Here is a 22,478-nt window from a genome sequence, read left to right on the forward strand (position 1 = left end):
TCGCGCCGATCGGCAACGTCCCTCCCGCCGAGGCCGAAGCGCGCTATCATACCCACGTCGGCGACCAAGCCCTGGCCGCCTGAACCCAAGACAAACAGCCTCCGAAAAACCCGGAGCGGTTCAATCCATCACGCCCTCTCGTTTCCGGCAACAGTCACTCTCGGATAAGCCCGATTATACCGACAGGCGCAAGCCGGTATCCAGGCCGTACCGACGGCGAGCAGCACAGGCTGCAACGCCCGCACCGGAGGGCAAACAATGACCCGGATCACCTATCGCACCGCCGACGTTGACGGCTTCTCGATCTTCTACCGGGAGGCCGGCGACCCCGCGAAGCCGGCGCTCCTGCTGCTGCACGGCTTCCCCTCGTCCGGCCACATGTTCCGCGACCTGATCCCTCTGCTCGCAGACCGCTTCCATCTCGTCGCCCCCGACCTGCCGGGCTTCGGCCTGTCGGAGGTCAAGCCGCGCGATAGCTTCACCTACACCTTCGACGCCCTCGCGACGGTCATCGGCCGCTTCACGGAGGTAGTGGGGCTGAAAACCTACGCGCTCTACGTCTTCGACTACGGCGCGCCCACCGGCTTTCGCGTGGCCATGGCGCACCCGGAGCGGTTGACCGCCCTCATCTCGCAGAACGGCAACGCCTACGAGGAGGGGCTGAGCGAGGGGTGGAACCCGATCCAGCGTTACTGGCGGGACCGGAGCGATGCCAACCGGCAGGCCCTGCGCGACCTGCTGACCCCCGCCTCGATCCGCTGGCAGTACGAGCACGGCGTGCCCGACACGTCGCTGGTCTCGCCGGACGGGAGTGCCCTCGACGCCTGGTACATCCAGCGGCCGGAGGTCGACGAGATCCAGCTCGACCTGTTCGGCGACTATGCCAGCAACGTGGCGCTCTACCCCGCCTTCCAGACCTATTTCCGCACGCACCGGCCGAGGTTGCTGGCGATCTGGGGCCGGAACGATCCGTTCTTCCTGCCGGCCGGCGCGGAGGCGTTCCGGCGCGATATCCCGGATGCCCAGATCCGGTTCCTCGACACGGGGCACTTCGCCCTGGAAACGCATGCCGCTGTCATCGCGGAGGCCATCGCGGACTTCCTGCATGCCTGAAGAGGATTGTCAGGACGGCGCGGCTAGCTCCATCCTGACTTTTCGTCGGTCCGGGCAAGACAATCGTCCCGGAAAGGAAGCTTTCCGTTGAGTGCCAGGCGCGATCCGGTACCTCGCTGGGGGCTCGCAATGAACGTGGGGCGGGGGTCTCGGCGCGCCAGCCTACGTCCCCGTCGTTCTTCACCAACCGGACCGTGAGACCTTTCGAGGAGGCGAACCATGACGACAGGGACAATCCTTGCGGCCGTCACTGCCCTGATGCTTGGACAGAGCTCTCCGCAGCCGCTTCCCTCGATTGCGGCCACGACGACGTACCATCGCGTCGCGGTCGACGGCGTCGGCATCTTCTACCGCGAGGCCGGTCCACGGGACGCGCCCACTATCCTGCTACTGCACGGCTACCCGTCGTCGTCGCGGCAATGGGACTCGCTGCTGCCACTGCTCGCCGACCGCTACCACCTGATCGCCCCCGACTACCCGGGATTCGGCCAGAGCGAGGCGCCATCGCCCGCGCAATACGCCTACACGTTCGACAACTTGGCGGCGACGATGGCGGGATTGGTCGCTCAGCTCGGTCTCGAACGATACACGCTCTTCATGCAGGATTATGGAGGCCCGGTCGGCTTCCGCATGGCGATGGCCCGCCCCGAGCGGGTGAGCGCGCTGATCATCCAGAATGCCAACGCCTACACGGAGGGCCTCGGCGCCAAGTGGCAGGGCATCGCCCGGTACTGGGCCGATCCCACGTCCCATCCCGAGCAGGTCGACGCCTTTACCTCGCTCGAGGGTGCCAAGCAGCGCCACCTCGGGACGAGCCCCAATCCCGAGCGCTACAACCCGGACACATGGAGGGACGAGCACGCCATCCTGGGTCGCCCGGGCGAGCGGGAGATCCAGGCGGCACTCCTCTACGACTACCGCACGAACGTCGCATCCTACCCGGCCTGGCAAGCCTGGATGCGCAAGCATCCGCGGCCGGCCCTCATCCTCTGGGGTCGCTACGACCCCTCCTTCATCGTGCCAGGAGCGAAGGCCTATCTGCGTGATATGCCGAACGCGGAACTTCATATCCTTGATGCCGGGCACTTCGCATTGGACGAGGCTACGGACGACGTCGCGCGACTGACTCGGGATTTCCTCGGCCGTATCATTGCCACGGTACCGTGATCGGACGACTACCACTCGACCACGAGCACAGCAAGGATGCAATCAGGACGACGGCGACGCTATCATCAGCATTCACTTTCGAAAGTATTCGCCGACGATTGCAACGTCCGCTCACAAGCGGCAAGCAGCTCATGTGCTGCTGTACGCCGGAAGTCCGCATATGGCGCACAGCGGACCAAGCGGGTTTCGAGCGAGCGGCGTTCGATGCTGCCGGGGAACGGTCAAGCCGCGTCGTGCTTGACGTAGGATGCAAGGCCGTTGCCGAAGGACCACTCATCCCGAGCGTTGGGCGAGAGCACGATGAGCACGTCCTCCGGGCGCAGGCCGGGGTTCTCGACGAGGTTGTCGGTGATCGCCCGGTAGAGCGCCTTCTTCTGCGCCGTGTCCCGCCAGTTCCCGGCAATGATGTTGACGACCACGATCTCGTCGGTGCGGTGCAGGCCGAGGTAATCGGCGTCGTAGAGCAACTCGTCCCGCGCGTGCTGGTGGATGAGCTGGAAGCGATCGTCGGCCGGCACGCCGTAGGCAGTCATCAAACCGCGGTGGACGCCGTCGGAAATGGCACGGATGTGCTCGGGCGACTTTCCTGTGATGAGCGAGATGCGAACGAGGGGCATGAGGAGCTTTCTCCGAGGGATGTCGCCACGCGGTCGCGGACTTGACGCACAAACCCTAGGAGGTCACGATCATTCTGAAAATTTGAATTTTTCGAAGATACGCATCGGCTAGATCGAACGATGGCAGCCCGCATCAACCTCGACATGGACGTGCTCCGGACCTTCGTGACCGGGTTCGAACTCGGCAGCTTCGCCCGGGCCGCAGAGCGTCTGGGCCGGTCGCAATCCGCCGTCAGCACGCAGCTCCGGAAGCTGGAGGAGCAGGTCGGGCAGCCTCTCGTGCAGAAGGCCGGGCGCGGGCTCGCCCTGACGGCGGCCGGCGAAAGCCTGATCGGTTACGCCAAGCGGCTGCTGGATCTCAACGACGAGGCGGTCGACCGGCTTCGCGGCACGGACCTCGAGGGCTGGGCGCGGCTCGGCCTCGCGCAGGATTTCGCCGAAAGCTGGCTTCCGGCCGTGCTCAAGCGATTCTCCCGCGCCTATCCGAAGGTGCTCATCGAGGTTCAGGTCGGACTGGGCGCGCAGCTGATCGAGAAGACGCTGAAGGGCGAGCTCGACATCGCGCTGGTCTGGGGCGACGGCGGCGACGCTCCCCACGCGCGGCGGGTCGGCGCGATGCCCATCCACTGGGTCGGCCAGGCCGACTGGCCGGGCCTCGCGAGCCTAGGCCGTGAGCCGCTGCCGCTCGCGGCCTTCGCGCCGCCCTGCACGTTCCGGTCCGCGGCCGTGGCCGCCCTGGACGAAGGCGGCGTGCCGTGGCGCCTCGTCTTCACGAGCCCCAGCCTCTCGGGCCTCTGGGCCGCGGCCGAAGGGGGGCTCGGCATCACCGCGCGGACGGCCGTCAGCCTGCCGACCACGTTGCGCGTGCTCGATCCCGCCTCGACCGGCCTGCCGGCACTGCCGAACGCGACGCTGACGCTTCATCAGGCGGAAGCCGAGCCGTCGCCCGCCGTCGCGCGGCTCAGCGAGATCTTCCTCGAGACGATCCGGGAGCATGTCGCATGAGGCCTGAGGGCGCCTCGGCCCCGATCGCCTGCCGCGCCCTGTCCGATCCTCGCTCGTGGGACCGGAAAGACCTTCGCAGAGACGGGCACGCAGGGTCGGAAGGCCACGCGCGGGCGGGTGCCCAACATGACGAAGCGGGCCCAGCGAGGTATCATGTGTTCGATTTTTTGGAAGTTTGATTTCTGATTTTTCAAATTTACCGAACTGACGACGGCCGATAGCCCTGTCTCCGGACTGGCCGCGAGGAGCGACCGGGAACGGAAGGAAGCGCTGTCATGCCCTTCGTCAACGTCAAGGTGGCGGGCCAACCTCTCGCGCAGAGCCAGATCGCGTCGATCCAGACGGGCGTCACCGCCCTGATGGTCGACATCCTCCGCAAGGTCGGCCCGCTGGTCGGCGTGCTGGTCGAGGAGGTGCCGCTGGCGGGCTGGAGCGTCGGCGGCGCACCGGTCGCGAGCGCCGCGCAGGTGGATGCCGTCATCAGCGCCGGGACGAACACGCCCGGGGAGACATCGCGCTTCATCGCCGAGACGTACGGGCTCCTGAGGACTGTCCTCGGCTCGGGCCTCGCCGACGTCTCCTACGTCGTCGTCCACGAGGTGCCGAAGGCGAGCTGGGGCTATGGCGGCCTGACGCAGGCTCAACGCGCCCAGCACCGCTGAAAGGCTCCCGGAACACCTCGGAGGGGCGCCCATCGATCGGCTCCATGCACCTTGGCGCTCGGAGCCCTGTGGAATCCGGCCAGCATGCCGGCCGCCTAGCGAGCGGAGGACCCGTCATGACCCCTGAGGCGACCCCTGACACGCACGACGACTATCCGGTACGCCCCGGCCTCCGCCAGCGCCTGCTGCACGGCATCGAGGGCATGACCGTGCGGATCCTGGAAGCCGGGTTCGAGACGCCCGGCCGGCCCCTCGTGCTGCTCCTCCACGGCTTCCCCGAGCTGGCCTGGAGCTGGCGCCGGGTGATGCCGGCGCTCGCGCAGGCCGGCTTCCACGTGGTCGCACCCGATCAACGCGGATACGGCGGCACGACCGGCTGGGAGGGCAGCCGAGACGGACGCCACGACAGCGACCTCGCCTCCTTCCGCACCCACGCCTACGCGCTCGACGCCCTGCGCATCGTGTTCGCCTTGGGCTACCGCTCGGCCGCGGCCGTGATCGGCCACGATGTCGGATCGATGGTCGCCGCCTACGGCGCCCTGGTCCGTCCGGACGTCTTCCGGTCCCTGGTGATGGTCAGCTTCCCGTTCGACGGACCGCCCGCACTCCCATTCGACGATGCCGGGCGGGCCTCCGCGGCGCCCGGCCCGTCGCTCGCGGCTGAACTCGCCGCGCTGCCGAGCCCTCGCAAGGACAGCATGGCGTTCTTCGCCTCGCCCGGCGCGGCCGCCGACATGCTCCACCCGCCGCAGGGCCTGCCCGCGTTCCTGCGGGCCTACTTCCACGTGAAGAGCGCGGACTGGCCGGGCAACCACCCGCGCCCGCTGCCGAACGGCTCCGCCGCCGAACTCGCTCAGCTCCCGACCTACTACATCATGGATCAGGCGCTCGGCATGTCCGCCACGGTGGCACCCGACGCGCCGAGCCCGCAGCAGGTTGCCGCCAACACCTGGCTGCCGGACGCCGATCTCGACATCTACGTGCGGGCCTTCCGGCGCACCGGCTTCCAGGGCGCGCTCAACTGGTTCCGCTGCCACACGGGTCCGATCGGGCGCTCGGAGATCGCGCTCTTCTCGGGCCGGACGATCGAGGTGCCGGCCCTGTTCGTGTCGGGCGCCGCCGATTGGGGCAGCTACCGCAAGCCCGGCGCGCTCGAGCGGATGCGGACGGCCTGCCCGCGGATGACCGACGTGGTCTTCATCGACGGGGCGGGCCACTGGGTCCAGCAGGAGCGGCCGGAGCCCTTCGCCGCCGCAGTGCTGGCCTTCCTGCGAGGGCCGGGCGCACCGCGCTGACGGCGCGCGGCGAGGCCCGTCCGAGCCATCGCCGCGAGGGTGCCGTTCGGCGAGGAGGAGCCGCGCCCGGCTACAGCAGGGCCCTCAGCGCTCGCTCGGCTTGGTCGAGGCGTCCGCGCAAGGTCACCTCGTCGTCCTCGAGCCAGGCGAGCGTGGCGTGGGCGAAGGCGGCAATGCCGGCCTGCGCCGCCAGGGCGGCCTCGAGATCCGGTACGCCCCGTGCCCGCAGGGCGAGGGCGAGTGAGTCCGACAGCGTCTCGAGCTTGGCCAGTTCGCGTTCGTGCAGGGCCGGCGTCGCCGAGATCACCTCCTGCCGGGGCTTGGAGAACGGGCGGTTGTCCTCGAGCAGCCGCGTCACCGAACGGAAGGCGCGAAACAGCGTGCAGAGCGGCCCGAGCCCGGCCGGCGCACCGGCGACCGATGTGGTCAGCGCCTCGACCAGTACGGCCTGGCCGTCGAACAGCACCTCGCGCTTGTCGGGGAAGTGCCGAAAGAAGGTCCGCTCGGTCACGCCGGCGCGTGCGGCGATCTCCGCCGCCGTGGTGCGCTCGAAGCCGTGCTCGCGAAACAGCTCCACCGCCGCCTGCTGCAGGCGCATCCGCGCCGCCGATGACGTTCGCGCCATGGCCCCCTCTTGTCAGTGACTGACATTTTGCCTATGTCAGTCACTGACACATACTATATCCACGTCCCGCCCGGAGCGGCAAGGAGGCTGCGATGCGCGTATTCCTGACGGGAGCGAGCGGCTGGATCGGCTCGGCGATCGCGCGCGACCTGATTGCGGCGGACCACGAGGTCGTCGGCCTGGTGCGCTCGCCGCACAAGGGCGTCGCGCTCGCCGCCCTCGGCGGCACGCCGCTGGTCGGCTCGCTCGACGACCTCGACGTCCTGCGCCGGGGCGCGGGAGAAGCGGACGGCGTCATTCACACCGCCTTCGGCCTCGATCTCGCGCGCATCGCGGAGCTTGCGGCCGAGGACCGGAGAGCGATCGAGATGTTCGGCGAAGTCTTTGCCGGGTCGACCCGGCCGATCGTCGTCACCGACGGCTTCCTGCATCGGACGGGCGAGAGCGCCGTGGAGACAGACCGGCCCGCGGTGACGCCTGCCTTCCCACGCGCCTCGCAGCAGACCGCCTTCGCGCTTGCCGAGCGCGGCCTCCACGCCAGCGTGGTGCGCAATCCGCGCTCCGTGCACGGCCAGGGCGAGACGCACGGCTTCGTACCGATGCTCGCGGCCGTCGCCCGCGACACGGGCGTGTCGGCCTATGTCGGCGACGGCGCGAACCGCTGGCCGTCGGTCCACCGCCTGGACGCGGCACGGGTCTACCGCCTGGCGCTCGAACGGGGTGCGCGTGGCGAAGCCTACCACGCCGTGGCCGAGGAGGGCGTGCCGTTCCGGCAGATCGCGGAGGCGATCGGCCGCCAGCTTGGCCTGCCCGCCCGGCCGCTGACGCCGGCGCAGGCCGAGGCGCATTTCGGGCCGCTGGCGACCTGGGTCGCCCATGACGGACCGGCCTCCGGCGCGTGGACGAGGCGGGCCCTCGGCTGGAGCCCCGAGCAGCCCGGCATCGTGGCCGACATCGAGCGCCCGGACTACTCGCGGTAGCGGCGGGTCACCCGCATCCGCACCTAGGCGGGCGGCTTCGCCAGCCAGGGCGGGTCGCGCAGGCGCTCGGTGAGGAAATCCGCGAAGGCACGCGTCTTCGAGGCGTGCCGCGTGCCCGAAGGCGAGAGGAGATAGATCGCTCCGCCATCGGGCACCGACCAGTCCGGGAGCACGCGTCGCAGCCGCCCGGCGGCGAGATCGGGGCCGAGGAGCCATTCCGACCCCAGGATGACCCCGAGGCCGGCGACCGCTGCCCGGGTCAGCGTTTCGAGGTCGTCGGTGAGGAGCGGCCCGGTGACGGGCACCTGTGCGCTCGCTCCATTCTCGCCCTGCAGGTCCCAACGTGTTGGCGCGGTGGCGCCGTAGACCAGGCAGGCATGCATGCCGAGGTCGCTCGGGCGCTCCGGGCAGCCGTGACGGCTCAAATAGGCCGGCGCCGCGCACAGGACGCGGCGGCGCGCGGCGAGCTTGCGGGCCACGAGCCGCGGATCGGTCAGTGCGCCGATGCGGACCGCGAGATCGAACCGTTCGCCGACGAGGTCGACGACGCGGTTGGAGAAATCGGCCTCGACCGTGACCTGCGGGTGCGCGCGCAGGAACTCGACGAGGAGGGGCGCGAGCCAGAGCCGACCGAAGGCGCCGGGCAGGGCGAGGCGCAGGTGGCCCCGCGGCGCGCCGCCGCCGAGATCGGCGACCTCCCGGTCGGCGTCCTCGATTGCTTCGACGATCGCCTGCGCCCGCTGGAGGTAGATGGCTCCGGCCTCGGTCAGGGCGACCATTCGCGTCGTGCGCTCCAGGAGCCGGACGCCGAGGCGGCGCTCGAGCGCGCGGACGCGGCGGGACAGGATCGTCGGATCGCGCCCGATCCGGTCACCCGCTCGCGTGAACGACAGCGCCTGCGCGACCGCCACGAAGGCCAGGAGTTCGGCATAGGGCGCCCCGTCGCTCGATTGCTGCTTTGGCGTCATTACATCACCGACAGGACGGTCGATTATCCACGCAAGGCCACGAAACTAGATGACGAGGCGGAGGCGGATAGCCCTGGAGCGAGGAGAGCGATCATGACCTTGGGCATCGGCATTATCGGTGCGGTCCCCGGACGGGCCTGGGCGTCGATCTCCCACGTTCCGGCGGTCGCGGCCGTCCCCGGGCTCGCGCTGCGGGCCGTGGCGACCACGAGGCCGGAATCGGCGGCCGCGGCCGGCGCGGCCTTCGGGACCCGGGCCTACGCGGATGCGCGCGCGCTCATCGCGGACCCCGCGGTCGACATCGTCGCCGTCACCGTTCGCGTTCCCGCCCATCGCGACCTGGTCCTCGCCGCGCTGGAAGCCGGCAAGCACGTCTATTGCGAGTGGCCGCTCGGCCGCGACCTCGCCGAGGCGGAGGCGTTGCACGACGCGGCCGCCGCCTCGGCCTCGCGCGTGGCGGTCGGCCTGCAAGCCCGCTTGAACCCGGCGCTGCGGCACGCCGCCGGGCTCGTCGCCTCCGGGGCGATCGGGCGCGTCCTCGGCGCACGGCTGACCGCCGAGACCATGGCGTTCGGGCCGCAGATGGGCGAGGCCGACGCCTATCTCGACGATCCTCGGAATGGCGCGACGCACCTCGCGATCCACGGCGGCCACGCGCTCGACGCGGCCGCGGCGATTCTCGGTCCCCTCGCTGATGTCTCGGCCCTGTTCACCACGCAGTACCCGGAGGTCGCGGTCGGCGATCCCCCGCGAATCGACCGCCGGTCGATCCCCGACGACGTCCGGCTGCTCGCGCGGCTCGCATCCGGCGCCGGCCTGTCCGTCGAGGTGGTCGGCGGGCGCGGCGAGGACAGCACGTTCCGTCTCGACGTCCTGGGCTCAATCGGGTCCCTCGCGCTGACGGGCGGCGCGCCCCGCGGTTTCCAGAGCGGCCGCCTCGCGCTCGCGCTGAACGGCCGGCCCGTCGAGGTCGCGGAGGGGTTGCGCGCGGACCTGCCGGATCCGGCCGTCAACGTCGCGCATCTCTATGCCGCGCTCAGGGACGACATCCGGGACGGTTCGCGGACCGCGCCCGGCTTCGACGACGCCGTGCGGCTGACCCGGCTGTGCGCCGACGCGCTCACCGCGTCGCAGGACGGCCGGCGGGTGCCGGGCGGGGAGTGGCCCCGCGGCTTGACGCCGTCGGGCCAGATCCAGGCGGATTGACGCCGCGGCCGCGCGTCTTGGCCCCGCAAAGGAAAGAGACCACCATGACCATCCACCGGACCACGATCGCCGCCGCGCCGGTCCTGCACAATCCGGGCAAACGCTCCGCGCAGATCGTGTGGCCCGACTCGGCGCCCGACGCGCAGGCCACGATCACCCGTGTCACGATGGAGCCGGGGGCCGTCTCGACCCGGCACAGCCATCCGCGCTCCGAGCAGATCTGGATCGTCGAGGCCGGCGAGGCCGCCTTGCTGCTGGACGACGGCGCGGCGGCACAGCCGATGCGGGCGGGCGACGTGATCCGCACGCCGCCCGGTACGGTGCACGGCATCGAGAATACCGGCCCGGTGCCGTTCGTGTACCTCACGGTCACGACCCCACCCGAGGACATGCGGTCGTTCTACACCGGGCGGGAGGGGCGCTGAGATCGGGGGCGCCGGGGATCCGCCGCGGTTTTCGCGCGCCGAGCATCGGCCGAGCCAGGTGGGTTCCGGCCGGACGAGCCTTCATCTCCCCGGTATTCCCGATCCCCCGACCGGGCGGCGGACACGGGGCACCCCCTCTCGCATCGCCGCTTCTCACGCGTGGGCGGGCGTGGGAGACACGCCCGCATTTGCATGTCCGGGAAGGCCTTCCTGATATGATCGGCGTCGAAGATTTCGTCCGCGGCCTGCCCAAGACCGACCTGCACATGCACATCGAGGGCAGCATCGAGCCGCAGCTGATGATCGACCTCGCCGCCCGCAACGGCGTGACGCTGCGCTGGGAGACGGCGGACGCCCTGCGGGCCGCCTACCGGTTCCAGAACCTGCAGTCGTTCCTCGACCTGTACTTCGAGGGCTGCAAGGTCCTGGTCACCGAAGACGATTTTCGCGACGCGACCGGCGCCTATCTGCGTCGGGCGCACGCGGATGGGGTGATCCGCGCGGAACTGTTCATCGGCCCGCAGAGCTTCACCGAGCGCGGTGTCCCGATCGGGGCGCTGATGTCCGGCGTGCTCGCCGCGATGGACGAGGCGCGCCGCCGGGACGGCGTGAGCGCCGGCCTGATGATCAGCGTCCACCGTCACCGCACCGAGCGGGACGCGCTGGCCGTGCTGGATCAGGTCATGCCCTGGAAGGACCGCATCATCGGCATCGGCATGGGCGGGCCTGAGAACGGCAACCCGCCCTCCAAGTTCGCCCGCTTCTTCGAGGCCGCCCGCGCGCGCGGCTTTCACACTACCGTCCATGCCGGCGAGGAGGGGCCGGCCGCCTATGTCCGCGAGGCACTGGAATTGCTGCAGGTCGACCGGATCGACCATGGCAATGCCTGCCTGGCCGATCCCGCCCTCGTCGGAGAACTGGCGAGGCGGCGCATCCCGCTCACCGTCTGCCCCCTCTCCAACCTGCGGCTGAAGGTCGTGCCGTCGCTGGCAGCGCACCCGCTCAAGGCCCTGATGGCGCATGGCCTGCACGTCACGGTCAATTCCGACGATCCGCCCTACTTCGGCGGCTACGTGACGGACAACCTCCTGGCCTGCCGCAACGCCCTCGACCTGTCGCTGGACGAGATCGTGCGCCTCGCCCGCAACGGCCTCGAGGCGGCCTTCGTCACGGATGAGGAGCGGCGCTCCCTGCTCATGCGGCTGGACACTTACCTCATGCAGCACGCCGATGTCTTGCAGCATACCGATGTCCTGGCCCGATCCTCGGCCGATTGATCGGCATCACAGGTCCCGGTCGGATCGAGGGTGACGGACGATCCGGCACGCGCCGGCCCGTCCCCTAGGGCAAGCGGATGCCGCGCTCGACCTCCATGTGGCGTCGCCACCGCGCGCGCAACTCACCCGGCCGGCATCCGTGCGGCTCGTCGAGGAAGTCGGCCGCCACGATCCTGTCGGTCCGGAAATGCCGGAAGCCGTCTCGCATCTCGCACCACGCCGCCAGCAGGCGAACCCGCTCGGCGTAGCCGACGAGGATCGGCCAGACCGTGCGCTCGCTCGCACGGGCGGTCTCGGCGCGGTAGCGGATCCGGATCTTCCGCCGGCGGCGGATCCAGAGGCGGGTCTTCGCGAGGTCGAGCCCGTCCGCCATCAGTCCGAGCGGCGGCGGGGCGCCGACGCTCGCCTCCACGACGTGAGAACGCAGCCGCTCGGGCACGGCCGCACCGATCTTCGCGATCAGGTCGCGCGCCGCCGCGGCGAGGGCGGGGTCGCCGCGCTCGGCCACCCATTGCGCTCCCAGCACGGCGGCCTCCACCTCGTCCGGGGTCAGCATCAAGGGCGGCATGTCGTAGGCCGCGTCGAGCACGTAGCCGATGCCGGCCTCGCCGCGGATCGGCACGCGCTGGCCGATCAGGTCGGCGACGTCGCGGTAGACGGACCGGCGCGACACCTCCAGCTCCGCGGCCAGCCGGTCGGCCGTGACCGGCCGGGACGAGCGGCGCAGGATCTGGATGATCTGGAACAGGCGGTCGGCGCGGCGCACTGGCTTCTCCTGCTGACACCATGCTGGCAGCAGGGCGCGGCTACAACCGCCCGGTGCCGCCCGAGCGGCATGACAGCCGAGACGACCCCGATGAACCTCGCTTCGCTCCGTATCGTCACCGACGACGTACCGCGCCTGATCGCCTTCTACGAGGCCGTGACCGAGCGGCCCGCGCGTCGCTACACGGACGACTTCGCCGAGATCGCGACGCCCGGCGGCACTCTGGCCATCGCCGGCACGCGCACCCTGGCTTTGTTCGGCGGCGACATCGCCCGGGGAGGGGCGAACCGCACGATCATCACGGAATTTCGTGCCGAGGACGTCGATGCCGCCTACGCGCGGCTCTCGAGCCTGATCGGGCAGGCCGTCGTGCAGGAGCCGACGACCATGCCGTGGGGCAACCGCTCGCTCCTCTTCCGCGATCCGGACGGCAACCTCGTCAACGTCTTCACGCCGGTGACGGCCGAGGCGGTCGCGAGGCTCGACGGCCGATAGCCTCGTGCCGGACGGCTCCGATGGTTCGATCGCCCGACAACACGATCGAGGACCGATCCGACGTCGGAGACGATGCGGTTCGTTTCCCCTCGGTCCGACCCCGGTATCCCAGGCGCGACATCGGCCGCATCAGGCGATCGATCCGGTATACTTCTCCAGGATGCCCCAGAGCTCCGGACCGAACCGGGCCTTCCAGTCCTTGTAGAAGCCCGCCGCCTGCAGCTTGTCCCGGAACGGCTTCCGGTCGATCTCGACGAAGGTGATCCCCTTCGCGGACAGTTCCTTGGCCATCTCGGCCTCCACCCGGACCACGTCGCCCGGTGCTCCAGCGCCGACCGGTCGAGGTTCCGGGCGATCACGGCCCGTACGTCGTCGGGCAGGCCGTCCCACATCCGCCGGTTCGTCAACGACCACCACCCGTCCCACATGTGCCGCGACAGCGAGATGTATTTCTGCACCTCGTAGAGCTTGGCGTAGTAGAAGGTGGTGAGCGGCAGTTCCGTCCCGTCCACCACCCGCGTCTGCAGCGCCGAGAAGGCCTCGTTCATGTTGATCGTCGTCGGACCGGCCTCGAAGGCGGTGAACAGCGACGTCCACAGGCGGCCGGGCGGAACGCGGATCTTGAAGCCCTTCAGGTCCTCGGGCGTGCGGATGGGCCGCGTCGAGGAGGTGAACTCCTTGAAGCTGAGATCCCAGATCCGGGGCTGGGCGACGAGGCCGACCTTGGCGATGTCGGCCCGCAGCCGCGCGCCCAGGTCGCCGTCCATCGCCGCCCAGATCGCGTCGTAGGACGGGAATGCGAAGCCGACGCCGACGATCGCGCAGGACGGGATCAGGGTCGACATGATGACGCTGGAGAGCGTCATCATCTCGAGCGCCCCGGACCGAAGCTGGCTCAGCATGTCCGTGTCGGACCCGAGCTGCCCGTCGGGGAACAGCCTGATATCGACGGCGCCGTTCGTCTCCTGCCCGATGCGCGCGAAGCACTCCGCCAGGCGCAGGTTGAGCGGGTTGGTCGAGGCGACGTTCGTCGCGTATTTCAGCGAGTACTTCGCCTGGGCCCGGAGAGGGAGCGGCGCGGCCACACCGAGCGCGAGGCCGGCACCGATGAGTCCTCGCCGGCTGAGCCGCATCGGCCCGTCGGATACTGTCATTCCCGCCTCCCATTCTATATCGTTTCGATCTTCAGGCGCTCGGCTTGTCGATGAGCTCCAAAACCTGCCGCGCCCGATAAACAACCGGGTAGTCGACGAACTTGCCGTCGAGCTGGATCGCCGCGCTTCCCGCGCGCTCGGCCTCGTCGAAGGCGGCCACGATCCGGCGCGCGAAGGCGACCTCTTCGTCGCCCGGCGTGAAGAGCCGGTTGATCGTCTCGATCTGCTTGGGGTGGATTGCCATCTTGCCCTGGAAGCCGACAGCCGAGGCCTTTTGGGCGGAGGCGAGCAACCCTTCCTCGTCGTCGAGGCGGGGGAAGACGGAATCGACCGGCGCCTCGAGGCCGCGGGCGCGGGAGGCGGTCACGATCACGTCGCGGGCGTAGCGGGACTCGCGCTCGTCGCGCGACCAGGTCACACCGAGATCAAGGCTGTAATCCCCGGCCCCGAAGGCGACGCGCCTGGCCCGGCTCCCGGAGCCCAGGATCGCGTCGATCTCCCTGACGCCGCGGGCCGTCTCGATGATCGGCAGGAGGTCGATGCCGCCGACCGGCAGGCCGCGCTCCCGCTCGAGCTGCCCGATCAGCCAATCGATCGTAAGGAGCCCCGCAGCGGCCTCGACCTTCGGGAGCACGATCCCGTCGAGGCCCGGCTGCACGACGGCCAGCACGTCGCCGTAGCAGAACGCGGTCTCGCTCGCGTTCACCCGCACGTAACCGCGGCAGCGGCGCGGCCCCTGCAGGGCCTCGACCGCCTTGGCGCGGGCGGCGGGCTTCTCGGCGCGGCCGACCGCGTCCTCGAGATCGAGGATCACGGCATCCGCCCCGACCGTGAACGACTTCTCGACGCGACGGGGATGGTTCGCGGGGGCGAACAGGAAGCTGCGGATCGGCATGGCGTCGCCCCGTGTGTCAGCGGCTCTGCACCGCGCCCCGGTCCTCCAGGGCGGCGATCTCGTGCTCCGAGAAGCCGCTCTCCTTCAGGACCTCGCCGGTGTGCTGGCCAAAGGTCGGCGCCGCGCAGGAGGGCGGGCCCGGGGTGCGCGAGAGGGCGAGCGGCTTGGCGAAGGCGCGGTACCGGCCGACCACCGGATGCTCGTAGGTCGCGACCAGACCCTGCGCGAGCACCTGGGGGTGGTCGAACATGTCCTCGATCGGCCGGACCGGCGCGTTCGGCACGCGGTCGCCGAACAGAACCGCCCACTCCGCCGCACTCCGCCGGGCCAGACATTCCCGCAGCCGCGGCACCAGGACGTCCGCGTGGGCGATCCGCTTCTTCATCGTATCGTAGCGCGGATCCTCACCGTATTCGGGCATCCCGACGATGTCGCACAGGGCCTTCCAGAAGTGCTTCGAATGCGACGAGATGTAGATGTAGCCGTCCTTCGTCGGGTGGATGCCGGTGAGGGGCTTCATGACGATGTCGCGGTTGGCCTCGCGGCCCTCGGACTCCGCCCAGACGAAGCGGCCCGGCTGGAGCGCGAGCGCGCTCCTCAGGAGGGAGGCGCCGATATGCTGCCCCTTGCCGTCGCGCTGACGCTGGAACAGGGCGGCCGACACGCCCAAGGCCACGAGGGCGGCGGCGTAGTAGTCGACGACCGAGCCCATGACGATCTCGGGCGGCTGGCCCGGCCCGACCTGGAACGTGCACAGGCCAGTCATGCATTGCAGCACCTGGTCGAAGCCGGCGTTGTTGGCGAGCGGCCCGGTCTCGCCGTAGCCGGTGAGGGCGCAGTAGATCAGGCGCTCATTGATCCGGGTCAGGCTCTCGTAGTCGATGCCGAGCCGTGCCGGCACGGCCGGGCGGAAGTTCTGGACCAGGACGTCGGCCGTCTCGACGAGCCGCAGGAAGGCCGAAAGCCCCTCCGGTCGCTTGAGGTCGATCACGACGCCTCGCTTGCCGCGGTTGGCGCCCAGGAAGGCGCGGCTCTCGTCGGCGAGCGTCGAGGGATAGTTCCGCATCATGTCGCCCTCGGGCGACTCGACCTTGACGACGTCCGCCCCCATGTCGGCGAGGAGGGCGCAGCCGTAGGGCCCGGCGAGGTAGCTCGTGAGATCGAGGACCCTGATCCCGGTCAGGGGACCGACGGCATGGACCTCCGCGGCGGCCCGGGCATGCGGGGTCGATCGGGTTGAGACGGACGGGGACGATGTGGTCGCGGTGTCGGTCGACATGGTGGCCTCCGCGGTAAGGGTCGGGCGTAGGGTGAGCCGGAAGCAGAGGGGCGTCAGACGCGGTAGACGCGCTCGGCAGTCCCGCTGAACAGCGCCTCGCGCTCGGCGTCGCTGAAGCTGCGTGTCACCCGCCCGAATGCGTCCCAGTAGGCGGCGTAGCTCCGGGACATGCCGTCGACGGGGAAGTTGCTGGCGAACATGCAGCGATCGGTGCCGAAGATGTCGATCGTCTCGAGCACGAGCGGCCGGATGCTCTCGACCGACCAGCCGCGATCGATGAACCCGAAGCCCGAGATCTTGACGGCGAGGTTGGGCCGCTCGGCGAGCCGGCGCAGGCCGGCCCGCCAGGCGTCGCGGTAGTCCGGCTCGTTGCGCATCGGCAGGCCGGTATGCGTCAGCACGAACTGGACGTCGGGCTGCGCCCCGATCAGCTCCGCCCCGAACGCCATGTTGGGGTGGAAGAGCTGGATGTCGAAGGACAGGCCGTACTTGCGCATCAGCTTGAAGTTCTCGGCCCAGACCGGCGACTCGCGCGGGTCCTTGGCGGCGGGGTCCACCTTGTGCTGGATCAGGCTCTGCCGGATGCCCCGCATGTTCGGAAACTCGCAATGGGCGGCGAGCACCTCCTCGGCGTCGGCCGCTCCGAGATCCGCGTAGGCGACGATCCCGTGCGGGAAGCCGCGCGAGGCGGGGTCGTCGGCCACGGCCTGGAGCCAGCGCGTCTCCCGGACCGGGTCGCTCGCATCGTGCTCGGCCTGGATGTGGACGGCCTTCACGACGCCCGTGCCGGCGATGTCGGTGAGGAAGTCGCCGACGAGGTAGTCCTTCCGAATCGCCGCGTAGTCGCCGATCACCCGCGGCTGCACCTTGTCGGTGAGCCAGGGATAGTAGTTCTCTTGCAAATTCCAGATGTGGAAATGCGTATCGACGCTTCTCATGGGCAGACATCCCTGATTCGAAAACGGGTCGAGCGCCATCGATCGCGACCGCGGGGCGGCCGAGCTCAGGCATCGTCGTGGGTCTCGCGAGGGTGCGGGTCGCGGGACGCGAGTCGCCGCGCTACAGCGCCAGCCGGTGCATCGCGCCGTCGACCGGGATATGCGCGGCGCTGACGTAGCCGGCGAGCGGGGAGGCGAGGAACACCGCGACCGCGGCGAACTCCTCGGGTGCGCCGAACCGGCCGACCGGGATGTTGGCGGCGATGAAGGCCTCGCGCGACTCCGCCGTCGGATGCAGCCGGTCGCGGATCTGCTCGGTGTCGAAGCGACCCGGGGCGAGGCAGTTGACCGTCACGCCGTCGGGCGCGACCTCACCCGCGAGCCCGCGCGCCCAGCTCAGGAGCGCCGCCTTGGCCGGCGCGGCGGCGTTGGGCTGCCGGGACGCGAGCGCCCCGGTGACGTTGATGATGCGCCCGAACTTCCGCTCCCGCATCCGGGGCAGGACGCCTTGCGTCAGCCGACGCGCCGCGGTGAAGTTCAGCGCGAAAGCCTCGTCCCAGGCCCCGTCATCGGCCTCGCCGGACAGCGGACGCGAGCCGCCGGCATTGTTCACGAGCACATCGACGTGCCCGAACGCGGCGAGCGCCACCTCGGCCAGCCGGGCCGGTCCGTCGGGGCTTGCCAGGTCGACCGGGACGATCTGTGCCGGGACTGGTCCCCCGATCTCGTCCCGCACGCCCTCGAGGAGGTCGCGGCGCCGGCCGGCGAGGATCAGCGTGGCGCCCTCGGCGGCGAGCCCCACCGCGATGGCGCGCCCGAGGCCGATGCCCGCGCCGGTGACGAGACAGACCTTCCCGTTCAGCTTCAGGTCCATGCGGTCGCCTCCCTGCCGGCCGAGGCGTTGTCGCTCGGCTCCGATGGGAGGATTCCGCTGTTCTCACTCAGAGATCAAATGCATAATAGACCTACCGGTTCAAACAGGTTCTTACAGCTCGGTGAACCCCAAGCTTCTGCGCAGCTTTATCGCCGTCGTCGAGACGGGCAGCTTCAATCGCGCGTCGGCGCGGCTCCGGCTGACCCAGCCGGCATTGAGCCGGCAGATCAAGCTGCTGGAGGACGAACTCGGGGTCGTGCTGTTCGTCCGCCACGGTCGCGGCGTTGCGTTGACCGAAGAGGGAAAGGTCCTGCGCGACCACGCGGACAGCCTGTTGCGCCACATCGAGCAGGTGCGCCTGGAGATCGTGTCCCGCGCCCGGGTGCCGACGGGCACGCTGGCCCTGGGCCTGCCGGCCGCGCTCCGGTCCCAGTTGTCGGGCGCCCTGATCGAGGCGTTCCAGCGCGAATGTCCGCTTGTGACGCTGCACGTCCTCGACAGCACGCCTCATCTCATCCGCGAGCGGATCCTGGGCGGCGTCCTGGAACTCGGGATCATCTCGACGGTCGACCTGCCAGGAGGCCTGGCCGCGACGTCGCTCGTGTCCGAAAGCCTCTACCTGGCGGGACCCGCCGGCTCCGGGCTGGATGCCGATACGCCCGTGCGCAAGGAGGTCATCACCGAACTCCCTCTCGTCCAGACGAGCCAGCAGGGAGCCGTTCGGATCATGCTGGCCCGTCACTTCGCCAAGCGGGAGCACCAGCCCACCTTCAGGGTCGAAGCCGACAGCATCGACCTGATGATCGATCTCGTCGCGAATGGCGGGAATTACACGATCCTGCCTTACTCGGCGCTCCGGAACAGGTTCGAGGCGGGACAGATCTGCATCGCTCCCATCGACGGCCTGGAGATCGGCTGGGTCCTTGCCCGCCTCGCCGACCGGCAGGTCTCGGTTCCGGCGCAAAGGATGATCGAGATCACGCAGCGCGTCGTCTCGGACCAGGTGAACCGATGCCAATGGCGGACCGCGCGGCTCGGAGCCAAGTGAGGTCGTGGCTTCGGATCCTGCTGCGCGGCCCCGTCGGTCCAAGGGTATATTCAGACCAGCACGATAGCGTTAGCTCTCACGGTGCAGCTCTGCTGATGCAGGAGCTTGTGGGCAGAGCCCGGTATGGCTCGTAGCGGAACAATCGGGTGCGAAAGTCTGACCCTCTGCGGTCCTTTGGATGAGTCTCGGCTATCGCTCCGCCCCCTCCGGTCAGGCGCCGACCGATGAGCGGGCCATCGCCGCTCCGCTGCAGACCCGGACGGCAGGACGCCTTGATCATGCTTCGGCTTTATTCATTATGGCGGCGCAACAGCCGCCGGACGCCGGAGGCGTTCGGATCAGTCGCTTGAGCCATCACGACACGGCCCTGTCGATCCTGCCCGGCTCCGCGGAAGGACCCGTCGTCGCCCTGTCCGAAGCCTTGAGCTTCTGGGGCGGCGTGGATCCTCGGACGGGACGGATCATCGACGCGCACCATCCGCAGCACGGCGCTGAACTCGCAGGTGCCATCGTGATGATGCCGGCGAGCCGCGGATCGTGCTCGGGCTCGGGTGTCGTCCTCGAACTGGCGCTGGCCGGTCGCGCCCCGGCAGCCCTCGTCTTCTCCGAACCCGAAGACGTGGCGACGCTGGGTGCGCTCGTGGCGGTGGAGATGTTCGGCCACTCGCTTCCCGTCCTGCGGTTGCCGCTCGCCGCCTTCCTGGCCCTCGCCGCGAACGTGTCGGCGCGGATCACCCCGCAGGCGATCCTCGCGGGCGGCATGGCGATCCCGGTCGCTCCCGCATCCGACGCATCGATCGACCTCTCGGACGAAGACCGATCCATGCTGGCAGGCCAGAGCGGTGCGGCTGTCGCCCAGGCCATGCGCATCCTCATCGCGATGGGCCGCCAGCAGGGCGCGACCCGACTGACCGATGTCACGCGTGCTCATATCGACGGCTGCATCTACGCTGGCCCCGCCAATCTCGTCTTCGCCGAGGCGATGGCGTCCTTGGGGGCACGCGTCCGCGTCCCCACGACGATGAATGCCATCTCGGTGGACCGCGGGCGTTGGGAACGGCAGGGCGTGCCGCCGGCTTTCGGCGTTCCGGCCGCGGCGCTCGCCGACGCCTACGTCCGGATGGGGTGCCGCCCGACCTTCACCTGCGCGCCCTACCTCCTCGACGATCCGCCGGCCGAGGGCGAAGCGATCGGATGGTCGGAGTCCAACGCCGTGATCTACGCCAACAGCGTCCTCGGCGCCCGAACCGCCAAGCATCCCGATTTTCTCGACCTGTGCATCGCCCTCACGGGACGCGCGCCCCTTGCCGGGCCGTTCCTCGATGCGGACCGTCGGGCCTGCCTCGTGATCGACGTCCACTGGCCGGACGGCGCGGACGCGGCGCTCTGGCCGCTGATCGGCTACCTCGCCGGCCATGTCGCCCGAGATCGGGTTCCGCTTCTGCGCGGCCTGTCCGAGGGCCATCCCGGCCGCGACGACCTGAAGGCGCTCTGCGCGGCCTTCGGCACGACGGCGGCGGCGGCGATGCTCCATATCGCCGGCGTGACGCCGGAAGCCGAGGGTGCAGCCCTTCCCGATGCGCCACACACCGTCATCACCCGTGCCGATCTCGCCGCGGGATGGCGGCGACTGAACGCGGGCCCCGAAGAGGTCGACCTCGTGGCGATCGGCAGCCCCCACGCCTCGCTCGACGAGTGCCGGGCGCTCGTCGAGGCGCTCGGCGGCCGACGCCGCGATCCCCGCGTCGCCGGGATCGTCACGGCGGGGCGGCAGGTCCTCGCAGCCGCCGAAGCCGACGGCACGCGGTCGCGCCTTGCGGCCTCGGGCGTCGAGATGATCCCCGACCTCTGCTGGTGCTCGATCTCGCGGCCCGTGTTCCCGGCCCATGCCAGGACGGTGATCACGACCTCGGGCAAATATGCCCATTACGGTCCAGGTCTTTCGGGCTGCGCGGTGCGCCTCGGTACGCTGGCCGACTGTGCCGATGCGCTCGTCTCGGGCCGGGCACCGGTCGCGGTGCCGGATTGGCTGGCCTGATGCGGGTGACCCGGCCGAATCACTCGGGCGTGTCGATGTTTGAACCGCCGCTTCTGGCGCAATGCGGCCGTTCGGCATCCATCTGGCAAGCCGCCGCATTCCACTCCATGCGGTCCTTCGGGGGTGACGGGAATCTGGTCGGCCGGGTTAGCGATCGAGCAGCAGCGGGAAGCGAGACTTGTGCATCTCGATCTCGCGAATCCGTAGTGCGACGGGCTTGCGCCGGGATTCGCGGTTGCGGGTGTCGCGGGCGAGGTCGCGCGTGTTGATTTGGTTCATGGCGTAACTCTTGAGGGGAGAAGAAATAACAAAAGAATGACAGCTTTGACAGTAAGATTACCACTCTGCATTGCTATATTATTTTCTGCTGAGGCATTTCTCAGGACTGAAAGAATATCTATCTTACTATCATTGCTGTGATATTAAAGGACAAATACAGAGGGGAAATGCCAAAAACAAGCCAGGATAGCTGTATGACACCTCCCCTCAATTATTACCCCTTGAAGACGTACAGCACGCGCCCACCGACCTTGCCGAGCCACGAGAATCGCTCGTTCCGGCCGCTCTCTTCCAGCCGGCGCATCTCCAGACCCCACTCGGTGATGTTGGTCTTCATGTGTCCGCGGTAGTACGTCTCCTCGAACTCGACGAACGATTCGTACAGGGGGCTGGCCTGGATGCGGCCGTTGTGGAGGCAGCGCTTGAATGTGTCGCTGGTCTCGGGCTTGAACTCCTCCAGCCAGTGCTCGACGCGGCCGCGTTCGCGCTGATCCTCCTGAGCGGTCGCGAGCAGGCCCTTGAACGGTGCGATCGGATCGTCACCTCCGTGGTCCACGGACGCCCACAGCAGCGGCCAGTCGATCTGGTTCATGAACGTCCAATTAGGGTCGTTCGAGAACAGCAGGGACACGAAGCGGCGGATATCGGTCGGGTCCTTGATCAACTGCGCGAGCTTCTTGTTCGAGCACCCGATGAACGTGGCATTCTGCTTCACCGTCACCTGCGTGTTGGTGCGCATGGGTCGGCGAGTCAGGGTCTTGGCAGTGATGGCGTTCTTGATCGTGTCCACGTTGGCCTTTGAGGCGTAGCCCATCTCGTCGATAAAGAGGATGTAGCTCTTCCAGATGTCGATATTGCGTTCGTCCTCGATCATCTTGAAGTCCACGCCGAGCACCAGCTCCTCGATCATGGCGAGCATGGCCTGGACGAAGGTGGTCTTACCTTTGCCCTGGGTGCCGACGATCACTGGCATGAGGTGGTCCTTGACGGGCAGGCCGCGGATCTTGCGCTTGACCTGCTGCATGAACTTCTTCAGCACCGCGACGATGAAATTGTCCGGGCACTCCGGGGTCATCACGAAGAGCTTGTGGGCGATGTCGAGCCACAGGGCTTCGGCGCGTGCCTTGTCCTTGGTCAGGATCGGGCCGCGAATCATGAAGAACAGGTCTTGCAGGCGATGGCGCTGGCTGATGGTGATCCACTGGTTCACCGCGTCGGTGATGCGTTCGCTCGGCGCCGGTAGCTTGTGGGTGTCAACGCCGATTGAAGTCTGACCCACCTTTTGGTTTGTCGCCGATCGTAACCTGACCCACCCCTCACGCGGGAACGGCTGGTTCCCGCACTGGCAGCGCCACCAGCCCGGCGCGCCGCT

The 22,478-nt window shown here is 69.1% G+C and carries 22 protein-coding genes and 1 pseudogene; 12 read left to right on the forward strand and 11 right to left on the reverse strand.

The annotated features are described in order from the left end of the window. The first annotated feature begins 258 nt into the window (after positions 1–258). Together ACS5PV_RS31840 and ACS5PV_RS31845 are read left to right on the forward strand one after the other, a co-directional pair. Entirely contained in the window at positions 259–1,113 is an 855-nt protein-coding gene (locus tag ACS5PV_RS31840) for an alpha/beta fold hydrolase (RefSeq protein ID WP_455399319.1), read from the forward strand. 219 nt (positions 1,114–1,332) lie between these two features. Beyond that, positions 1,333–2,280, forward strand: a complete 948-nt coding sequence (locus tag ACS5PV_RS31845) for an alpha/beta fold hydrolase (RefSeq protein ID WP_455399320.1) — start codon at positions 1,333–1,335, stop codon at positions 2,278–2,280. 221 nt (positions 2,281–2,501) lie between these two features. Here the strand turns inward: ACS5PV_RS31845 and ACS5PV_RS31850 are convergent, their stop codons facing one another. After that, a complete protein-coding gene (locus ACS5PV_RS31850) occupies positions 2,502–2,897 on the reverse strand; it encodes a tautomerase family protein (protein ID WP_455399321.1) in 396 nt (131 codons plus the stop codon). 120 nt (positions 2,898–3,017) lie between these two features. Here ACS5PV_RS31850 and ACS5PV_RS31855 point away from each other — a divergent pair, with 120 nt between their 5' ends. The 3 genes from ACS5PV_RS31855 to ACS5PV_RS31865 all read left to right on the forward strand — a co-directional run bounded on the left by ACS5PV_RS31855 (position 3,018) and on the right by ACS5PV_RS31865 (position 5,859). Next, positions 3,018–3,902, forward strand: coding sequence for a LysR substrate-binding domain-containing protein (locus ACS5PV_RS31855; RefSeq protein WP_455399322.1), 885 nt, complete (start codon positions 3,018–3,020; stop codon positions 3,900–3,902). A gap of 275 nt (positions 3,903–4,177) precedes the next feature. Continuing rightward, on the forward strand, positions 4,178–4,564 hold the full coding sequence (locus tag ACS5PV_RS31860; RefSeq protein ID WP_455399323.1) for a tautomerase family protein: 387 nt from the start codon (positions 4,178–4,180) through the stop codon (positions 4,562–4,564). A 116-nt stretch (positions 4,565–4,680) separates the two neighbouring features. Continuing rightward, positions 4,681–5,859, forward strand: coding sequence for an alpha/beta fold hydrolase (locus ACS5PV_RS31865; RefSeq protein WP_455399324.1), 1,179 nt, complete (start codon positions 4,681–4,683; stop codon positions 5,857–5,859). 70 nt (positions 5,860–5,929) lie between these two features. Here ACS5PV_RS31865 and ACS5PV_RS31870 read toward each other — a convergent pair whose 3' ends face one another. After that, a complete protein-coding gene (locus tag ACS5PV_RS31870) occupies positions 5,930–6,484 on the reverse strand; it encodes a TetR/AcrR family transcriptional regulator (protein WP_455399325.1) in 555 nt (184 codons plus the stop codon). 92 nt (positions 6,485–6,576) lie between these two features. Between ACS5PV_RS31870 and ACS5PV_RS31875 the strand changes: the two genes are divergently transcribed. After that, a complete protein-coding gene (locus ACS5PV_RS31875) occupies positions 6,577–7,464 on the forward strand; it encodes an SDR family oxidoreductase (protein ID WP_455399326.1) in 888 nt (295 codons plus the stop codon). Positions 7,465–7,487: 23 nt separating this feature from the next. Here ACS5PV_RS31875 and ACS5PV_RS31880 read toward each other — a convergent pair whose 3' ends face one another. Beyond that, on the reverse strand, positions 7,488–8,432 hold the full coding sequence (locus tag ACS5PV_RS31880; protein WP_455399327.1) for a LysR substrate-binding domain-containing protein: 945 nt from the start codon (positions 8,430–8,432) through the stop codon (positions 7,488–7,490). A 93-nt stretch (positions 8,433–8,525) separates the two neighbouring features. Between ACS5PV_RS31880 and ACS5PV_RS31885 the strand changes: the two genes are divergently transcribed. From ACS5PV_RS31885 to ACS5PV_RS31895, 3 genes are all read left to right on the forward strand, one after another. Continuing rightward, positions 8,526–9,638 (forward strand): Gfo/Idh/MocA family protein, encoded by a 1,113-nt coding sequence (locus ACS5PV_RS31885; protein WP_455399328.1) that lies wholly within the window; start codon positions 8,526–8,528, stop codon positions 9,636–9,638. 44 nt (positions 9,639–9,682) lie between these two features. After that, positions 9,683–10,063 (forward strand): cupin domain-containing protein, encoded by a 381-nt coding sequence (locus ACS5PV_RS31890; protein ID WP_455399329.1) that lies wholly within the window; start codon positions 9,683–9,685, stop codon positions 10,061–10,063. Between the two features lie 215 nt (positions 10,064–10,278). After that, positions 10,279–11,340, forward strand: coding sequence for an adenosine deaminase (locus tag ACS5PV_RS31895; protein ID WP_455399330.1), 1,062 nt, complete (start codon positions 10,279–10,281; stop codon positions 11,338–11,340). A gap of 64 nt (positions 11,341–11,404) precedes the next feature. Here the strand turns inward: ACS5PV_RS31895 and ACS5PV_RS31900 are convergent, their stop codons facing one another. Next, complete coding sequence (locus ACS5PV_RS31900) at positions 11,405–12,106, reverse strand: helix-turn-helix transcriptional regulator (RefSeq protein WP_455399331.1); 702 nt, start codon at positions 12,104–12,106, stop codon at positions 11,405–11,407. Between the two features lie 69 nt (positions 12,107–12,175). Between ACS5PV_RS31900 and ACS5PV_RS31905 the strand changes: the two genes are divergently transcribed. Next, a complete protein-coding gene (locus ACS5PV_RS31905; RefSeq protein ID WP_455399332.1) occupies positions 12,176–12,601 on the forward strand; it encodes a VOC family protein in 426 nt (141 codons plus the stop codon). Between the two features lie 129 nt (positions 12,602–12,730). On the opposite strand, the pseudogene ACS5PV_RS31910 reads toward ACS5PV_RS31905, so the two are convergent. The 5 genes and pseudogenes from ACS5PV_RS31910 to ACS5PV_RS31930 all read right to left on the reverse strand — a co-directional run bounded on the left by ACS5PV_RS31910 (position 12,731) and on the right by ACS5PV_RS31930 (position 17,741). Further along, positions 12,731–13,734 (reverse strand): annotated as a pseudogene (locus tag ACS5PV_RS31910) (TRAP transporter substrate-binding protein). Positions 13,735–13,786: 52 nt separating this feature from the next. Next, complete coding sequence (locus ACS5PV_RS31915) at positions 13,787–14,650, reverse strand: HpcH/HpaI aldolase/citrate lyase family protein (protein ID WP_455399333.1); 864 nt, start codon at positions 14,648–14,650, stop codon at positions 13,787–13,789. Positions 14,651–14,666: 16 nt separating this feature from the next. Further along, positions 14,667–15,929, reverse strand: coding sequence for a CaiB/BaiF CoA transferase family protein (locus ACS5PV_RS31920; protein WP_455399334.1), 1,263 nt, complete (start codon positions 15,927–15,929; stop codon positions 14,667–14,669). 53 nt (positions 15,930–15,982) lie between these two features. Continuing rightward, complete coding sequence (locus ACS5PV_RS31925; protein ID WP_455399335.1) at positions 15,983–16,867, reverse strand: amidohydrolase family protein; 885 nt, start codon at positions 16,865–16,867, stop codon at positions 15,983–15,985. Between the two features lie 121 nt (positions 16,868–16,988). Then, entirely contained in the window at positions 16,989–17,741 is a 753-nt protein-coding gene (locus ACS5PV_RS31930; RefSeq protein ID WP_455399336.1) for an SDR family NAD(P)-dependent oxidoreductase, read from the reverse strand. A gap of 121 nt (positions 17,742–17,862) precedes the next feature. On the opposite strand from ACS5PV_RS31930, the gene ACS5PV_RS31935 reads away from it, so the two are divergent. Next, a complete protein-coding gene (locus ACS5PV_RS31935; protein WP_455399337.1) occupies positions 17,863–18,789 on the forward strand; it encodes a LysR family transcriptional regulator in 927 nt (308 codons plus the stop codon). A gap of 346 nt (positions 18,790–19,135) precedes the next feature. Further along, entirely contained in the window at positions 19,136–20,827 is a 1,692-nt protein-coding gene (lhpI, locus tag ACS5PV_RS31940; RefSeq protein ID WP_455399340.1) for a cis-3-hydroxy-L-proline dehydratase, read from the forward strand. A 147-nt stretch (positions 20,828–20,974) separates the two neighbouring features. On the opposite strand, the gene ACS5PV_RS31945 is transcribed toward lhpI, so the two are convergent. Both ACS5PV_RS31945 and ACS5PV_RS31950 read right to left on the reverse strand, forming a co-directional pair. Beyond that, the gene (locus ACS5PV_RS31945) at positions 20,975–21,106 is read right to left on the reverse strand and encodes a hypothetical protein (protein WP_455399338.1); all 132 of its coding nucleotides are present in this window, start codon (positions 21,104–21,106) and stop codon (positions 20,975–20,977) included. A gap of 214 nt (positions 21,107–21,320) precedes the next feature. Then, positions 21,321–22,478 (reverse strand): VapE domain-containing protein (locus ACS5PV_RS31950; protein ID WP_455399339.1); only part of this gene is annotated, 1,158 nt, incomplete at its 5' end.

This window comes from Methylobacterium sp. Gmos1, from assembly GCF_053764715.1.